Genomic DNA, 14,337 nt, shown 5'->3' on the forward strand with positions numbered 1-14,337 from the left:
CGCCCGCCCCGGCACCCCGCCTGCAACGGTGCCAACGGTTACAGTTTTGGGATGGGGCTGATCTGGAAACCGGACTATCTAGGACACGGGTTCATCTGCGCCGACCTGCCGCTCGGCGCCGACGACGAGGGCCCGTGCGTCGCGACGCTGGTGTCTTACACTTCCCCGGCAATCGAGACCCTGCTGCCCGAACACCCGACGCCGGCGCACACTCGGGCCGGTGGCTGGTGGCCGGGCCTGCTGGATCGCCTGCTCCGCCGCCGCGGACCGGCGAGCATCGACGAACCAGTCTCCGCTGAGCCGACCACTGTCACCGCAGTACTCTACGTGCACGGCTGGAGTGACTATTTCCTTCACCGTGGCCTCGCCGAGTTCTACGCGGCGCGCGGAGTCGCCTTCTACGCAGTGGATCTGCGCAAGTACGGGCGCAGCCTCCGCGACTGGCAGACCCCCGGATATGTCGGGAATCTCGCCGAGTATGACGACGACATCGATGCGGCGTTGCGGGCGTTGGCGACTCACATCCGTGAACGGGAGGGGGCTGCGGTGCCGGTGAAGGTGCACCTGATGGCGCATTCCACGGGGGCACTCATCGCCTCGCTGTGGGCTCACCGCAATCCCGGCCGGGTTGCCAGCCTGATCCTGAACAGTCCCTGGCTGGATGTGCAGGGCAGCGCGATCCTGCGCGGCGCGACCCAGGGCCTCCTGGATCCCATCACCCGGTTCAGGCCGAAGGCCCGGCTGAAGCTTCCGGAGTTCGGATTCTACTGGCGCAGCATCAGTAATACCGGCGACGGCGACTGGGACATCCATCCCCTGTGGCGCCCCGAGTTCGGTTTCCCCATCAGGGCGGGTTGGGTGGCCGCGGTCCTCGCCGGGCATGCCCAGGTGCGCCGGGGGCTGGACATCGGCGTCCCGGTCCTGGTCCTGGCCTCGACCCGCTCCTCGGTGAGCCCGGTCTGGAGCGAGGCGATGCTCACCTCGGACAGTGTCCTCGACGTGACCCTGATGACCCAGCGGGCCCTCCAGCTTGGCCCGAACGTGACCGTCTGCCGCTATGAGGGCGCACTGCACGACGTCTTGCTCTCCAAGGAACCGGTCCGTCGCAAGGTGTACCTGACCCTTGACGGCTGGCTGCGCTGCCAGGAAATGGTCGGCCGAAGCTAGCGGGGGGCGGCAGCTGACTGGTCGACCGCCCCGCCGAAGCGGCGGTCGCGGCCCGCGTATTCGCCGATCGCCCGCCACAACACCCGGCGGTCGACGTCGGGCCACAGCACGTCCATGAACACCATCTCCGCGTAGGCGGACTGCCACAGCATGAAATTGGAGAACCTCTGCTCACCGGAAGTCCGCAGGAACAGGTCGACGTCGGGGAGGTCGGGTTCGTCGAGATACTTCTGGATGGTCTTCTCCGACACGGCCGACGCCCGCAGCTTGCCGGCTTGAACCTGTTCGGCGATGGCACGGGCAGCGTCGGCGATCTCCGCCCGCCCCCCATAGTTGACGCACATGGTGAGGGTGCAGGTGGTGTTGCCGAGGGTCTGCTGTTCAGCCACCTCCAGTTCCTTCACCACCGACTGCCACAGCCGGGGACGTCGTCCGGACCACCGGATCCGGACACCCCAGGCGTCCAGCTGGTCGCGCTGCCGGCGCAGGACGTCCCGGCTGAACCCCATCAGGAACCGCACCTCGTCCGGTGAGCGTTTCCAGTTCTCGGTGGAGAACGCGTAGACGGACACGTGCTTCACCCCTATCTCGATGGCCCCGGCCATCACATCGAGCAGTGCCGCCTCCCCGGCCCGGTGACCTTCCGTACGGGGCAGACCCCGCTGGTTGGCCCACCGGCCGTTCCCGTCCATCACAATCGCCACGTGCTTGGGCACGAACTGCGCAGGGATGGCCGGAGCCGTTTCTCCGGAGGGGTGTGGCCACGGGCGGGTAGGGCCGGCGGTTCGTCGGTCCTGATTCACTGTTCGTCCTGATTCGCTGTCGGTCCTGAACTGACTGTCGGTCCTGACTTCACTGACGCTCCACTAGTTTGAGGGATTTGACGACTCGTTCAAGGTGCCACTGCAGGTAGCTCGCAACCAGGCCGGCAGCCTCCCGGCGGGACTGCGGGCCGGAAGCGTCAGCTGTTTCCCAATTGCCGGAAAGCAGCGCGGCGAGCAGTTCCATCGATTCGGCCGACGGCGACGCGGCCCCTGGTGGACGGCAGTCAGGGCACACTCCCCCACCCAGCGGCGCCGAGAAGGCGGAGTGCGGCCCGGGGACCCCACAGCGGGCGCAGTCGGTGAAGCTTGGCGCCCAACCGGCCGTGGCGAGGGCACGTAGCAGGTAGGAGTCGAGGATCAGCTCGGGTGCGTGCAGTCCCCGGCTCAGGGCTGACAGGGCCCCGACGATGAGGTTGTACTGGGCTCCGGAGGATTCGCCGTCGGCGTCGGTGAGGCGCTCAGCGGTTTCGGCGATCGCCGCGGCAGCCGTGTACCTGCCGTAGTCGGCGGCGATTCCGTGGCCGTAGGCGCCCTTCGTTTGCGCCTGGGTGACGACATCGAGGCTGCGTCCGGCCACCAGCTGCAGGTCAACCGTCATATAGGGTTCCAACCGCGAACCGAACTTGCTGCTGGTGCGGCGCACACCCTTGGCCACGGCCCTGACCTGTCCGTGATCCCTGGTGAGGAAGACGATGATCCGGTCGGCTTCGCCGAGTTTATGGGTACGCAGCACGACGCCTTCGGCGCGGTAGGTGCGGGAGGCAAAGGACGAGGACACCGTTCCATTTTCGCACCACTTGCGCCGCACGGGGGCATCGGTGGGGGCGCGCCCCCTGACCGGTGCCCCCGTGCGGCGTAATGCCCCACCGGTACTGCTAGCTGGCCTGCTGCTGGTCCCTGATGGCACGGTTCACAGCTGAGATGACTGCCTTCAGCGCGGCCATCGTGGTGTTGGAGTCGATGCCGACCCCCCAGAGGACACGTTCCCCGATGGTGCACTCGACGTAGGCTGCCGCGCGGGCGTTGCCCCCGGCGGACAGGGCATGCTCGGTGTAGTCCAGGACCCGCACGTCAACCCCGTCCTCTCCCAGGATGGAGAGTAGCGCCGCAATCGGGCCGTTGGCCTCGGCTGAACGCCGCTGCTGGACGCCGTCCACCAGCAGGGACGCGGTGAGCTTGAGGGAGTCGTCTTCCCCGGTAGCGGTGTTGACGCTGGTGAGGGCATAGTGTCCCCAGGTGCCAGCGCCCCCGGCGCGGCTGGGCAGGTACTCGTCCTGGAAGACCTTCCACAACTCGGCCCCGGTAATTTCCCCGCCAGCCGTGTCGGTACGGCGCTGGATGACCCCGGAGAACTCGATCTGGGCCCGTCGCGGCAGGTCCAGGCTGTGCTCGTTCTTCAGCAGGTAGGCGACGCCGCCCTTGCCGGACTGGGAGTTGACCCGGATCACTGCCTCGTAGCTGCGCCCAATATCCTTCGGGTCAATCGGCAGGTAGGGCACGGCCCAGGGGATGTCCTCGACGGTCTTGCCAGCCTCGGCGGCGTCGGCCTCCATCCGTTCGAAGCCCTTCTTGATGGCGTCCTGATGGGAGCCGGAGAAGGCGGTGAACACGAGGTCGCCTCCGTACGGTGAACGCTCGGGGACGGGGAGCTGGTTGCAGTACTCGGCGGTCCGCCGGATGTGGTCAATGTCGGAGAAGTCAATCTCCGGGTCGATACCCTGCCCGTAGAGATTCATGCCCAGTGTCACCAGGTCAACGTTGCCGGTGCGTTCGCCGTTGCCGAACAGGCAGCCCTCGATCCGGTCAGCGCCCGCCAGGTAGCCGAGCTCGGCCGCGGCGACGCCGGTCCCGCGGTCATTGTGCGGGTGCAGGGACAGGATGATGTTCTCCCGGTTGTCCAGGTTCCGGCACATCCATTCGATCGAGTCGGCATACACGTTGGGGGTGGCCATCTCGACGGTTGCGGGTAGGTTCAGGATCATCTGGCGGTCTGCGCTGGCTTCCAGCACCACTGCTACCTCGTTGCTGATCCGCGCCGCGAATTCCAGCTCCGTGCCGGTGAAGGACTCGGGAGAGTACTCGTAGGTGACCTCGGTATTCCTCAGGGTTTCCTCGAACTTCTTGCAGAGCCGCGCCCCGGTCAGCGCGATGTCGATGATGCCGTCCTTGTCCTGGTTGAACACCACCCGGCGCTGCAGGACCGAGGTCGAGTTGTACAGGTGGACGATGGCACGATCGGCGCCCTCAATCGACTGGTAGGTACGCTCGATCAGGTGCTCCCGGGCCTGCGTGAGGACCTGGATGGTGACGTCGTCGGGGATCCGGTCCGTCTCGATCAGCTGGCGGACGAAGTCAAAGTCGGTCTGCGAGGCTGAGGGGAAACCCACCTCGATCTCCTTGTAGCCCATCTGGACCAGGAGGTCGAACATCTTATGCTTGCGTTCGGGGCTCATCGGGTCGATCAGCGCCTGGTTCCCGTCCCTCAGGTCGACAGCGCACCAGCGGGGAGCCTTGGTGATGACCTTGTCGGGCCAGGTCCGGTCCGGCAGCTCGACGGTGATCTGGTCCTGGAACGGCGTGTACTTGTGGAACGGCATTCCGGAGGGTTTTTGTGCGTTGCGCATGATGGTTGGCCTGTTCTGTGGAGGTTCTGGGGAAGACTCCGGGGCCGCTTCGCGACGACTCTGAGCCGGGATCTTCAGGACTGGGCCGGGCATCACTGACTCCGCAGCGGGGAGTCGGCCTTGACTGTGTCTTGAATGACTACCTAGTCGTTCTGGCCCCGCCGCGGCAGCTAAGAAGGAGCAGTTCTGCGCGCACAAGCCCACCCTAGCATGGAGCATAGGATGGAATCCGGATCGATTTCACTTCTTGGCACACTCGAATTCACCCCACCAGTTAGGATCACCATGGCATCGGCAGGGACCACCCACACGGCAACCGGCACCGAGGTTAGGGTTCAGGACGACCTGTTCCGGCACGTCAACGGTGGCTGGTTGAGCACCACCGATATTCCGTCGGACCGGCCGTTGGAAGGTGCTTTCACCCAGCTCCGGGATGCCGCCGAACTGGCCGTGCGCCAAATCATTGAAGACGCGGCGGCGACGCCTGATCCGTCCGGCGACAACTTCAAAATCAAGGCAATGTACGGGTCCTTCATGGACGAGGACCTCATTGAGCGGGCGGGGGCGGAGCCGGTGGCTCCCCTGCTGGAAAGAATTGACGCGGTCGAGTCGACGGCGGCCCTGGTCACCCTGGACGCCGAGCTGTCCCGGACCGGTATCGCCGGGCTCGCGCTGCCCTACGTGAGCAACGATGCTGGCAACCCCGAGAGGTACATGCTGCACCTCTACCAGTCGGGGCTGGGCATGCCCGACGAGTCCTACTACCGGGAGGACAAGTTCGACACCTCGAGGACCGAATACCGGGCTCTCCTGGTCGCGCTGCTCAGGGAGGCGGGAGTGGACGACGCCGAGGGCCGGGCCACCGCCGTCTTCGACCTGGAAACCCAGCTTGCAGCTGCCCACATGGACACGGTCACCCGGCGTGACCCACAAGCTACCTACAATCTGCTGACCCTGGACGCCGTCGTCGAACTGGCGCCCTTCAGCGGCCAGTGGTTGAAGACCCTGACCCGCAACGCCGACGGCATCGACGAACTGATCGTCAGCCAGCCCCAGTACCTGGCCGCCGTCGACAGCCTCCTGGCCTCGGTTGACCTGGAGGTCTGGAAGAGCTGGCTCACCACCCGGGTGCTGCTGCACGCAGCCGGGTACCTCAGCCGCGCGTTCGTCGACGCGGCCTTCGCCTTCTACGGCACACACCTCAGCGGCACACCGCAGATCAAGGACCGCTGGAAGCGGGGTGTGGCGCTGGTGGAGGGGGCCGTCGGTGAAGCCGTCGGACGCGAGTACGTGAACCGCCACTTCCCACCCACCCACAAGGCGATCATGCTGGGGCTGGTCGAAAACCTGTTGGCCGCCTACCGGGAGAGCATCACCTCGCTCGACTGGATGACCTCGGCAACCAAGGAGCGGGCCCTCGCCAAGCTTGAGCAGTTCCACACCAAGATCGGCTTCCCCGATCAGTGGATCGACTATTCGGAACTGGAAATCATCGACGGCGACACCTACGGCAATGTCCGCCGCGCGACGGCTTTTGAACTGGATCGTCAGCTCGCCCGGCTGGGCGGACCGATCGACCGGGGCAACTGGCTGATGACACCGCAGACCGTCAACGCCTACTACATGCCCACCATGAACGAGATCGTCTTCCCGGCAGCCATTCTGCAGCCACCGTTCTTCGACGTCGACGCCGATCCGGCGGTCAACTACGGAGCGATCGGCGCAGTGATCGGCCACGAAATCGGGCACGGGTTCGATGACAAGGGTTCGCAGTTCGATGGAAGCGGGCGGCTGGACAACTGGTGGACCGACCAGGACCGGGCCGCCTTCGACGCGCTCACTGCGCGTCTGGTGGAGCAGTATGACCAGCTCAGCCCCGCCGAGGCTCCCGGGAACACTGTCAACGGCAACCTCACCCTTGGTGAGAACATCGGCGACCTGGGCGGCCTGTCGATCGGCTACCGCGCCTACCTGCTCAGCCTGGACGGCGCTGAACCGCCCGTCATCGATGGCCTGACCGGCGCGCAGCGCTTCTTCACCTCGTGGGCCCAGTGTTGGCGGCAGAAGATCCGCGCCGAGGAGGCCCTGCGCCGGCTTACTGTCGATCCGCACTCCCCCAACGAGTTCCGGTGCAACCAGGTGGTCCGCAACCTGGATCCGTTCCACGACGCGTTTGGCGTGACTGAGGCAGACCAGCTGTGGCTGGACCCCGACCAGCGGGTGCGGATCTGGTAGTTGCTACGAGCCGAACGATGACTGGCAGGTCACCTGGTCAGCAGTCTGGCCTGAGAGTTCGGGCGGCAGCCCTTCCGTCGTGACGGTGCTGCCGCTGGTGAAGTCGGCGCCCACGCTGAGGGCGAGCCCTACGGTGGCCGGGCTGGCCAGCACCTGCACCTCGGCGAGCCCGAACAGTTCCGCTACTGATGCCGCGATCGCCTCGTAGCCGGGGCCGACGAACAGCTGGGTCGCTGGCGTTTCGGTGTCCTCGCTGACCACTGTCTGGGTGTAGCCCTCACCTTGCAACAGCTCCAGGATTTCCTCACCCCGGTCGGTTTCGCCTGAGGAGTCGATGACGGTGAACGGGACTGCTGCGGGATCGAAGTCTGGTTCCGGCTCGGCGGACGGCTCGTCGCTGGCCTCCTGCGTCGCGTCACCCGAGGCTGACGGCTCGGGTGAGGCTGAGGGCTCGGGGTCCGCGGCGTCGATGATGCTGCGGTCGTCCACGAGGGTCTCGAACAGTTCAGCGGCGCGTTCCTCGTCAGGGATCAGCCGGTTCAGATCGGGCTCGTAGGGCAGGACGGGCATCGTCACAAACGCCACCTTCGCCAGGTCGACGTCCTTCAGGCGATCGGCCAGGCGCAGCAGATCGGGAATCTGGCTCAGCCCGTCGTCGACGGTGAGGTTTTTGGTAATGGTTTCGGCGATGGCGTACATCCGGGGAAGGTTGTTGAGGGTTCCCTCCTCGGTGATTTTGCGGGCCATCGACGCCATGAACGACTGTTGTGCCCGGATTCTGCCCTCGTCGCCGCCGTCTGCAAACCCGTGGCGGGTCCGCAGGAAGGCCAGCGCCTGTTCACCCTCCACCTCGGAGGTGCCAGCGGGGAGGCTGAGGCCTGAGTAGGTGTCTTCGATCGCCTGGTTCACGCACACCTCGACACCGCCAAGGGTCGAGGAGAGTTCCTTCACTGCCTTGAAATCGGCCATCATGAAGTGGTCGATCTTCAGGCCCGTCAGTTCGTTGATCGCGGCGACGGTGCAGCCGGGCCCGCCATTGCCGAGCGCCCCGTTGAGCATCGCCAGGTCCTGCGCCGGGCTGAGCGTGCCGGTTTCCGGGTCGAGGCAGGCCGGAAGCGGCACCAGAAGGTCACGGGGAAAGCTGACCATCGTGACGTTCTCCCGGTCAGCTGACAGGTGCATCAGCATCATGACGTCGGAGTTGCCGGTCTCCGTGGTGAATTCCTCGCCGCCGTACGCGGCGTTCTCGGAGCCTTCCCGGGTATCGGTCCCCAGGATCAGGATCTGCACCGGGTCCCTGTCGATGTTCGCAGTGTCGTCGTCGTCCTGGTCGGTGCTCAGGTTTAGCGGCTGGGTCACCACGTTGCCCTGCAGCCTGATCAGCTGGACGGAGGCGAACCCTGCACCAGCAACGAGGATCGTGGCCAGGGCTGCGGCAATAACCTTCAGGAGGGTCTGGGAGGCCGGCCGGCCGAGGTGGCGCCCACCCGGAGACGCCGCAGCACCCTCAGCGGGGTGGCCAGCATCGGCGGATGGACGACTCATAGGGTGCGGCCCTTTCGAAGAATTCGGTCAATTGTGGCTGGTGGACTGTGGCAAAGCAAACCAGTCCCGGCTTCTCTCAGTCAACGACTGATGGTGCCGGGTAGTGCCCGGTCTAGAAGCCCAGCCGTACCAGTTGCTTGGGGTCGCGCTGCCAGTCCTTGGCAATTTTCACGTGCAGATCGAGGTAGATCCGCGTACCCAACAGGGCTTCGATGCTCTTGCGCGCGTTGGTGCCGACCTCCCGGAGGCGGGCGCCGCCCTTGCCGATGATGATTGCCTTCTGGGAGGAGCGCTCAACGAAAAGGTTCACCCGGACGTCGAGCAGCTGGTTGTCAGCGCTCCGGCCTTCCCGGGGAACGATCTCATCGACAACCACGGCCAGCGAGTGCGGCATCTCATCGCGGACACCCTCCAGGGCTGCCTCCCTGACCAGTTCCGCGACCATGACGGCCTCCGGTTCGTCGGTCAGCGCGCCACCCGGGTACAGGGGCGGGGATTCTGGCATGTGGGACGCGAATACGTCGCCCACCGTCTCGACCTGGAACCCGTCAGCCGCGGAGACCGGGACCACGTCGGCCCAGCCAGCCTCGCCGAGCACTTCCTCGCCCAGGGCCACGACAGCCATCAGCTGACGGGTCAGGGCGGCACGGTCCACCAGATCGGTCTTGGTGACGACGGCGATCAGCGGCTTCCGCTGCAGGCGGGACAACTGCGCGGTGATGAACTTGTCGCCCGGCCCGATCGGCTCGTTGGCGGGGATGCAGAAACCGATTGCGTCCACTTCGGCGAGGGTGTCCGCCACGAGGTCGTTCAGTCGCTGGCCCAGGAGGGTGCGGGGCCGGTGCAGGCCCGGCGTGTCAACGAGGATCAGCTGGGAGTCCTCCCGGTGCACGATCCCCCTGATGGTGTGCCGGGTGGTCTGCGGCTTGGACGAGGTGATGGCGACCTTCTGTCCCACCAGCGCGTTGGTCAGTGTCGATTTGCCAGCATTCGGGCGCCCGACCAGGGATACGAAACCTGCCCGGTGATTGCGTTCGCTCATGATGTTCCGCCGTGTCCTTGAAGTTGTGCGGGATTTCGGTCCCGGCCGTCGTCGTCGTGCGCGGGCTCCCGCTTCCACACAATGATGTGCGATACCCGGTTCCTGCGGCCCTCAACCCGTTCAGCGCGCAGGCCGATACTGCCGACGGTGACCTCGCTGCCCACGATGGGCACCCTGCCAAGGGTCTTCGCGAGCAGGCCGCCGGCCGTGTCCACCTCATCGTCCTCGAGGTCGACGTGGAAGATTTCGCCCAGGTCGTCGATGCCCATCCGGGAGCTGATCCGGTACTCGCCGTTGCCGAGTGGTTCCAGCTCGGGCACCTCGGAGTCGTACTCGTCGACGATCTCGCCGACGATTTCCTCGATCAGATCCTCGAGAGTCACGAGGCCCGCCGTGCCGCCATACTCGTCGATGACGATGGCGACGTGGGTGGATTCGCGTTGCAGTTCTTGAAGGAAATCACTCACAGGCTTTGATTCGGGGACATAACGCACCGCCCGGCAAACGCCGTCCACCGGGTCCGCATCGCGCTCATCGGGCCCGTGCAGCTGGGCGACGACGTCCTTGAGGTAGAGAATGCCGATGATGTCGTCGGCGCTGTCGCCGATGACAGGGATGCGGGAGTAGCCCGAGCGAAGGAACAGGGACATCGCCTGTTTCAGGGTTGAGCCGGTCTCGATGGATACCATGTCCGTGCGCGGCACCATGACCGACCGCACCTTGGTGTCGCCCAGCTCAAACACCGAGTGGATCAGTTCCGCCTCGCTGTCCTCAATCATCTCCGCGTCGTTGGCACGCGAGAGCAGTTCGCGGAATTCCTCTTCAGTGAAGAAGGCCGCCTCGGCGCGTGCCGCTCCGGGGGTGATGGAGCTGCCGAGGGCAACGAGCCAGCGCGGTACCGGTCCGAGGACTCCGCACAGAAACCGGACCAGTCCGGCCGTGGCGGGAACCACAGTGCTGGCATGGGTGCGGCCCAGCTGGCGGGGGGACACCCCTACCAGGACGAACCCGACTGCCGCCATGGTGGCGGTGGCCAAGAGTCCGGCGATCCACACGTTGTCGAGGATGTCGTGGAAGAGGATCGCGACCGCCACTGCGGCAGCCATCTCGAACCAGACACGCCAGAACCGGAGCGCATGCATATGGGCGATGGGCGAGGCGAGGATTCGCTCCAGCGCGCGCCCGGATTTGCCCTGCAGCAGCTCTTCGCCCTCCTGGCGGGGCAGGTAACTGAAGGCAGCCTCGGCGGCCGTCACCAGAGCTGCGACAAGGACGAACACTAACGCCATGAGTGCGAGGACCCAAATGATCAACTGACTGTCTCCTCGGGCGCTTTTCCGCCCAGATAATCGGCCAGCAGGCGACGCTGAAGGCCGAACATTTCGGCCTCGTCGTCGGGTTCAGCGTGGTCGTACCCCAACAGGTGCAGCACACCGTGGGTGGTCAGCAGGAGAAGTTCCTCGCCGGTGGAATGGCCGGCTTTCGCGGCCTGGTCCTGCGCCACCTCGGGACAGAGGACCACGTCGCCGAGAACCCCGGCCGGGGTCAGCCGGCCAGCGGTCCCGGGGCGGAGCTCATCCATCGGGAAGGACAGGACGTCAGTCGGGCCCGGCTCGTCCATCCACTCGATGTGGAGTTTCTCCATCGCTACCGTGTCGACGAGAATGATGGACAGCTCCGCCTCGGGGTGGACATACAGGCTGTCCAGCAGGAACCGTCCCAACCGGACCAAATTCTCCTCGTCGGCGTCGATTCCCGATTCGTTGTTGACCTCGATGCTCATGCCTTGCCTCCCGCGTGTGCCCGCGGTCCGCGGTGGTCGCGGGCGGCAGATGCCCGCTGGTTTTCGTCCCAGACGCTGTAGGCAGTGACAATGTCCCCGACCAGCCGGTGCCTGACGACGTCGGAGGCGTCGAGGGTGCGGAAGCTGACGTCGTCGACACCCTGGAGGATCTCGCTGACCACGCGGAGGCCTGAGTTGGTCCCACCGGGGAGGTCCACCTGGGTGATGTCGCCGGTGACCACCATCTTGGAGCCAAAGCCGAGACGGGTGAGGAACATTTTCATCTGCTCGGGCGTGGTGTTCTGCGCCTCGTCCAGGATGATGAACGCATCGTTGAGGGTGCGCCCGCGCATGTAGGCCAGCGGGGCCACCTCGATGGTGCCCGCAGCCATCAGCCGGGGAATGGTGTCGGGGTCCATCATGTCGTGGAGGGCGTCGTACAGCGGCCTCAGGTACGGGTCGATCTTGTCGCTGAGGGTGCCGGGCAGGAACCCCAGCCGCTCCCCCGCTTCCACCGCCGGGCGGGTGAGGATGATCCGGTTGACTTCCTTGTGCTGCAGAGCCTGCACGGCCTTGGCCATGGCCAGATAGGTTTTGCCGGTACCGGCCGGGCCGATCCCGAACACCACTGTGTGCCGGTCGATGGCCTCGACATAGTCGCGCTGGTTGAGCGTCTTGGGCCTGATGGTCCTGCCGCGGGACGAGAGGATGTTCATGGTCAGCACGTCTGACGGGCTGCTGACCGACTGGTCCTTCAGCATCGAGAGGAGCTGCCGGAGAACCTGCGGATTGACTGTGGTGTTGTTCGCGGCGAGGGTGCGGATCTCGGAGATCAACCGTTCCGTGCGTGACACGTCCACGGCAGGTCCCGTGATGGACAGCTCATTGCCCCTGACATGCAGGTTGACCCCCACGAAGGTGCTCTCGATCAGCCGCAAGGCTTCATCGTTCGTTCCCAACGCCTGAACCATCTGTTCCGTCGAATCGAAGTGGATCACCACTGTGTCCAGACCCACTGCGCTAATGCCAACTGAAGAATCGGTCATATAATCGGCCTTCGCGGCCTTCCATCTCTCCTTGAATCGGTAACTGACGGCACGACCGTCCGCAGCCAATCTTACGTCACCTGCTCCCCTCCCGAGGAGTTTCCACTCCTGGCTGATCCGCCGGATCGGTGGCCCATTGGCGTGCTCAGGAAGCAGTTGGTCACTACCGGGCAACGGCACGGTTTCAATACTGTCTCAGTCCTGTGACGACTTGGCTACACCCCATCTGGGCCCGGTGGGCGTATGTAAAGCTGGAAGACGTTGCTCCAGCGCACTACCGCGGGCGACGACCTTCAACATGGATGCGCGGCACAGGGAAAGGACAGGACGCAGATGGAGTGGTCCTTTCAGCCTGGCGATCATCGGCGCGGACGGGGGCGGGCCCTGACGGCGACGGCACTGCTCTCGCTGGCGGGTCTTGGCCTGACCGGCTGCACCCCGGTGGACGGCACCGACGCCGCAACGTCCCTTCCCGCACAGGCGAGCACCGTGACGGGCCCGACGTCGGTCCCCCACTCGGCGGTCCCACCCGCCACAGCCACCGGCGGCAACCTGCTTCCCGTCTACTGGATGGGCGACAACAACGGCAGCATCCTGCTGTACCGCGAGTTCCTCAAGGGTGAGCAGGGCGGGGATCCGATCGCCGCGGCGGTGCAGGCCATGACCACCAGCGCACCCCTGGATCCTGATTACTTCGGCCCGTGGTCACCGGCCGGCACAGTCAGCGCGTCAATTTCTCCCGGCAACATCATCACCGTCGACATGTCCCGTGATGCGTTCGGCACGCGGATCGATGAGGGCTCCGCGTACCGTGCGGTGCAGCAGCTCGTCTACACAGCCACCGCGGCTGCCGCCAGCTCGGGGCTCGTGTCCGGCGGCGATCCCAGCAGCGTGGTGATCCTGGTCGACGGGGAGACCGGGTTCAACGCCTTTGGTCACATCGAATTGGGCGGCCAAATGCAGCGTGACACGGCGCTGATGGCCCCAATCTGGGTGATCGAGCCGCAGCATGGCGAGGTTCGCGACCAGCCAGAAATCACCGTATCCGGCAGCGGTGTCTCCGACGACGCCGTGCTGTACTGGCGGATCGATGAGGTGGTCGGCGCCGACCTCAAGCCGCACCGAAGCGGGACCGTGGGGCTGGATGAGCGCCCGGGCTCCCCCGGCCTCTTCGAATTCACCGTCGCCCTGGAGCCGGGTGAATACGAGGTAACCGTCTTTGACCGCCCCGCGGCTGACCAGGACAACCCGGATCAGGACAATAAGGAACTCAACGCTGACACCAAGCGCTTCGACCTGGACTAGAGGGGCGCCGCTACCAGCGGCCGAGCAGCTGGTTCAGCACCGCCAGCGCGGCTGGACCGGCGGTGGAGGAACGCAACACATGGTCTCCCATTCGCACCGCATGGGCCCCGTTCGAGGTGAACAACTCCAGTTCGGCGGCGCTGATTCCGCCTTCCGGCCCTACGACGATCGCGACAGTGCCGGGCACGGCACCGTCAGCTGGCCTGAGGAACGTTCCCAGCCCGTCCACGGCTTCCTCGTGCAGAATCAGCGCCAGGTCCACGCCCGCCAACCAGCCGGCGAGGGACCTGCTGTCATGCAGGCTGTGCACCTCGGGGAGCCGCGCCCGACGCGACTGCTTACCAGCACCCCAGACGGTGGACTCCCATTTCTGCTGCCCCTTGACGGCCTTCTCGGCACGCCAGCGGACAATGCTGCGGTCTGCCTGCCAGGGCAGCACGGCATCCACGCCCAGCTCGGTGGCGGCCTCAACCGCCTGGAGGTCGCGGTCCCCCTTGGCCAGTGCCTGGACGAGGACCAGCGTCGTGGCGGGGGCCGGCTCGTCCTCGACAGTGCTGACGTCAAGGGTGACACTCTGGCCGCCGCTCTCGGCGACGGTCCCCGTGAGCCTGCGTCCGCGCCCATCGGCGACATCGATGGCCTCGCCCACGGTGACCCGTTTCACCGTCGCGGCGTGGCGCGCCTCCGGACCGGTCAGGACGAAGCGGGACCCGGGAACGGCGGCGGAGACGGCGTTGGGGTCGCCGAAGTACAGTGCGTTGCTCAC

The 14,337-nt window shown here is 65.8% G+C and carries 12 protein-coding genes; 3 read left to right on the forward strand and 9 right to left on the reverse strand.

All coding sequences use genetic code 11. The features are described 5' to 3' along the window. Window positions 1-1,167, forward strand: a 1,167-nt coding sequence (locus tag HMI57_RS17850) for an alpha/beta hydrolase (RefSeq protein ID WP_346655270.1), incomplete at its 5' end; no start/stop codon positions are given. Here HMI57_RS17850 and HMI57_RS17855 read toward each other — a convergent pair. From HMI57_RS17855 to leuA, 3 genes are all read right to left on the reverse strand, one after another. Beyond that, window positions 1,164-1,970, reverse strand: coding sequence for an isoprenyl transferase (locus HMI57_RS17855; RefSeq protein WP_171587343.1), 807 nt, complete (start codon window positions 1,968-1,970; stop codon window positions 1,164-1,166). The genes HMI57_RS17850 and HMI57_RS17855 overlap by 4 nt on opposite strands. Window positions 1,971-2,019: 49 nt before the next feature. After that, a complete protein-coding gene (gene recO / locus HMI57_RS17860) occupies window positions 2,020-2,769 on the reverse strand; it encodes a DNA repair protein RecO (RefSeq protein ID WP_171587344.1) in 750 nt (249 codons plus the stop codon). A 97-nt stretch (window positions 2,770-2,866) separates the two neighbouring features. Beyond that, on the reverse strand, window positions 2,867-4,615 hold the full coding sequence (leuA, locus tag HMI57_RS17865) for a 2-isopropylmalate synthase (RefSeq protein WP_171587345.1): 1,749 nt from the start codon (window positions 4,613-4,615) through the stop codon (window positions 2,867-2,869). 285 nt (window positions 4,616-4,900) lie between these two features. On the opposite strand from leuA, the gene HMI57_RS17870 reads away from it, so the two are divergent. After that, entirely contained in the window at window positions 4,901-6,850 is a 1,950-nt protein-coding gene (locus HMI57_RS17870) for a M13-type metalloendopeptidase (RefSeq protein WP_171587346.1), read from the forward strand. 3 nt (window positions 6,851-6,853) lie between these two features. On the opposite strand, the gene HMI57_RS17875 is transcribed toward HMI57_RS17870, so the two are convergent. The 5 genes from HMI57_RS17875 to HMI57_RS17895 all read right to left on the reverse strand — a co-directional run bounded on the left by HMI57_RS17875 (window position 6,854) and on the right by HMI57_RS17895 (window position 12,266). Next, window positions 6,854-8,395, reverse strand: a complete 1,542-nt coding sequence (locus HMI57_RS17875; RefSeq protein WP_171587347.1) for an LCP family protein — start codon at window positions 8,393-8,395, stop codon at window positions 6,854-6,856. Between the two features lie 112 nt (window positions 8,396-8,507). Continuing rightward, complete coding sequence (gene era / locus HMI57_RS17880) at window positions 8,508-9,437, reverse strand: GTPase Era (protein ID WP_171587348.1); 930 nt, start codon at window positions 9,435-9,437, stop codon at window positions 8,508-8,510. Continuing rightward, the gene (locus HMI57_RS17885; RefSeq protein WP_171587349.1) at window positions 9,434-10,750 is read right to left on the reverse strand and encodes a hemolysin family protein; all 1,317 of its coding nucleotides are present in this window, start codon (window positions 10,748-10,750) and stop codon (window positions 9,434-9,436) included. Before HMI57_RS17885 ends, era begins: the two co-directional genes overlap by 4 nt. Beyond that, entirely contained in the window at window positions 10,747-11,220 is a 474-nt protein-coding gene (gene ybeY / locus HMI57_RS17890; RefSeq protein WP_171587350.1) for an rRNA maturation RNase YbeY, read from the reverse strand. The genes HMI57_RS17885 and ybeY overlap by 4 nt, the downstream gene beginning before the upstream one ends. Further along, a complete protein-coding gene (locus HMI57_RS17895; RefSeq protein WP_171587351.1) occupies window positions 11,217-12,266 on the reverse strand; it encodes a PhoH family protein in 1,050 nt (349 codons plus the stop codon). Before HMI57_RS17895 ends, ybeY begins: the two co-directional genes overlap by 4 nt. A gap of 333 nt (window positions 12,267-12,599) precedes the next feature. On the opposite strand from HMI57_RS17895, the gene HMI57_RS17900 reads away from it, so the two are divergent. Then, entirely contained in the window at window positions 12,600-13,571 is a 972-nt protein-coding gene (locus tag HMI57_RS17900; RefSeq protein ID WP_171587352.1) for a GerMN domain-containing protein, read from the forward strand. Window positions 13,572-13,581: 10 nt separating this feature from the next. Here HMI57_RS17900 and HMI57_RS17905 read toward each other — a convergent pair whose 3' ends face one another. Then, complete coding sequence (locus tag HMI57_RS17905) at window positions 13,582-14,337, reverse strand: 16S rRNA (uracil(1498)-N(3))-methyltransferase (RefSeq protein WP_171587353.1); 756 nt, start codon at window positions 14,335-14,337, stop codon at window positions 13,582-13,584.

It is taken from the genome of Arthrobacter sp. 260 (assembly GCF_013116745.1).
Lineage (GTDB): Bacteria > Actinomycetota > Actinomycetes > Actinomycetales > Micrococcaceae > Arthrobacter_D.

Bases quoted from the DNA above. Each gene is read 5' to 3' on its own strand.
- leuA (WP_171587345.1), bottom strand. From the start codon at position 4,615: ATGCGCAACGCACAAAAACCCTCCGGAATGCCGTTCCACAAGTACACG.
- HMI57_RS17870 (WP_171587346.1), top strand. From the start codon at position 4,901: ATGGCATCGGCAGGGACCACCCACACGGCAACCGGCACCGAGGTTAGG.
- HMI57_RS17875 (WP_171587347.1), bottom strand. From the start codon at position 8,395: ATGAGTCGTCCATCCGCCGATGCTGGCCACCCCGCTGAGGGTGCTGCG.
- era (WP_171587348.1), bottom strand. From the start codon at position 9,437: ATGAGCGAACGCAATCACCGGGCAGGTTTCGTATCCCTGGTCGGGCGC.
- ybeY (WP_171587350.1), bottom strand. From the start codon at position 11,220: ATGAGCATCGAGGTCAACAACGAATCGGGAATCGACGCCGACGAGGAG.
- HMI57_RS17895 (WP_171587351.1), bottom strand. From the start codon at position 12,266: ATGACCGATTCTTCAGTTGGCATTAGCGCAGTGGGTCTGGACACAGTG.
- HMI57_RS17900 (WP_171587352.1), top strand. From the start codon at position 12,600: ATGGAGTGGTCCTTTCAGCCTGGCGATCATCGGCGCGGACGGGGGCGG.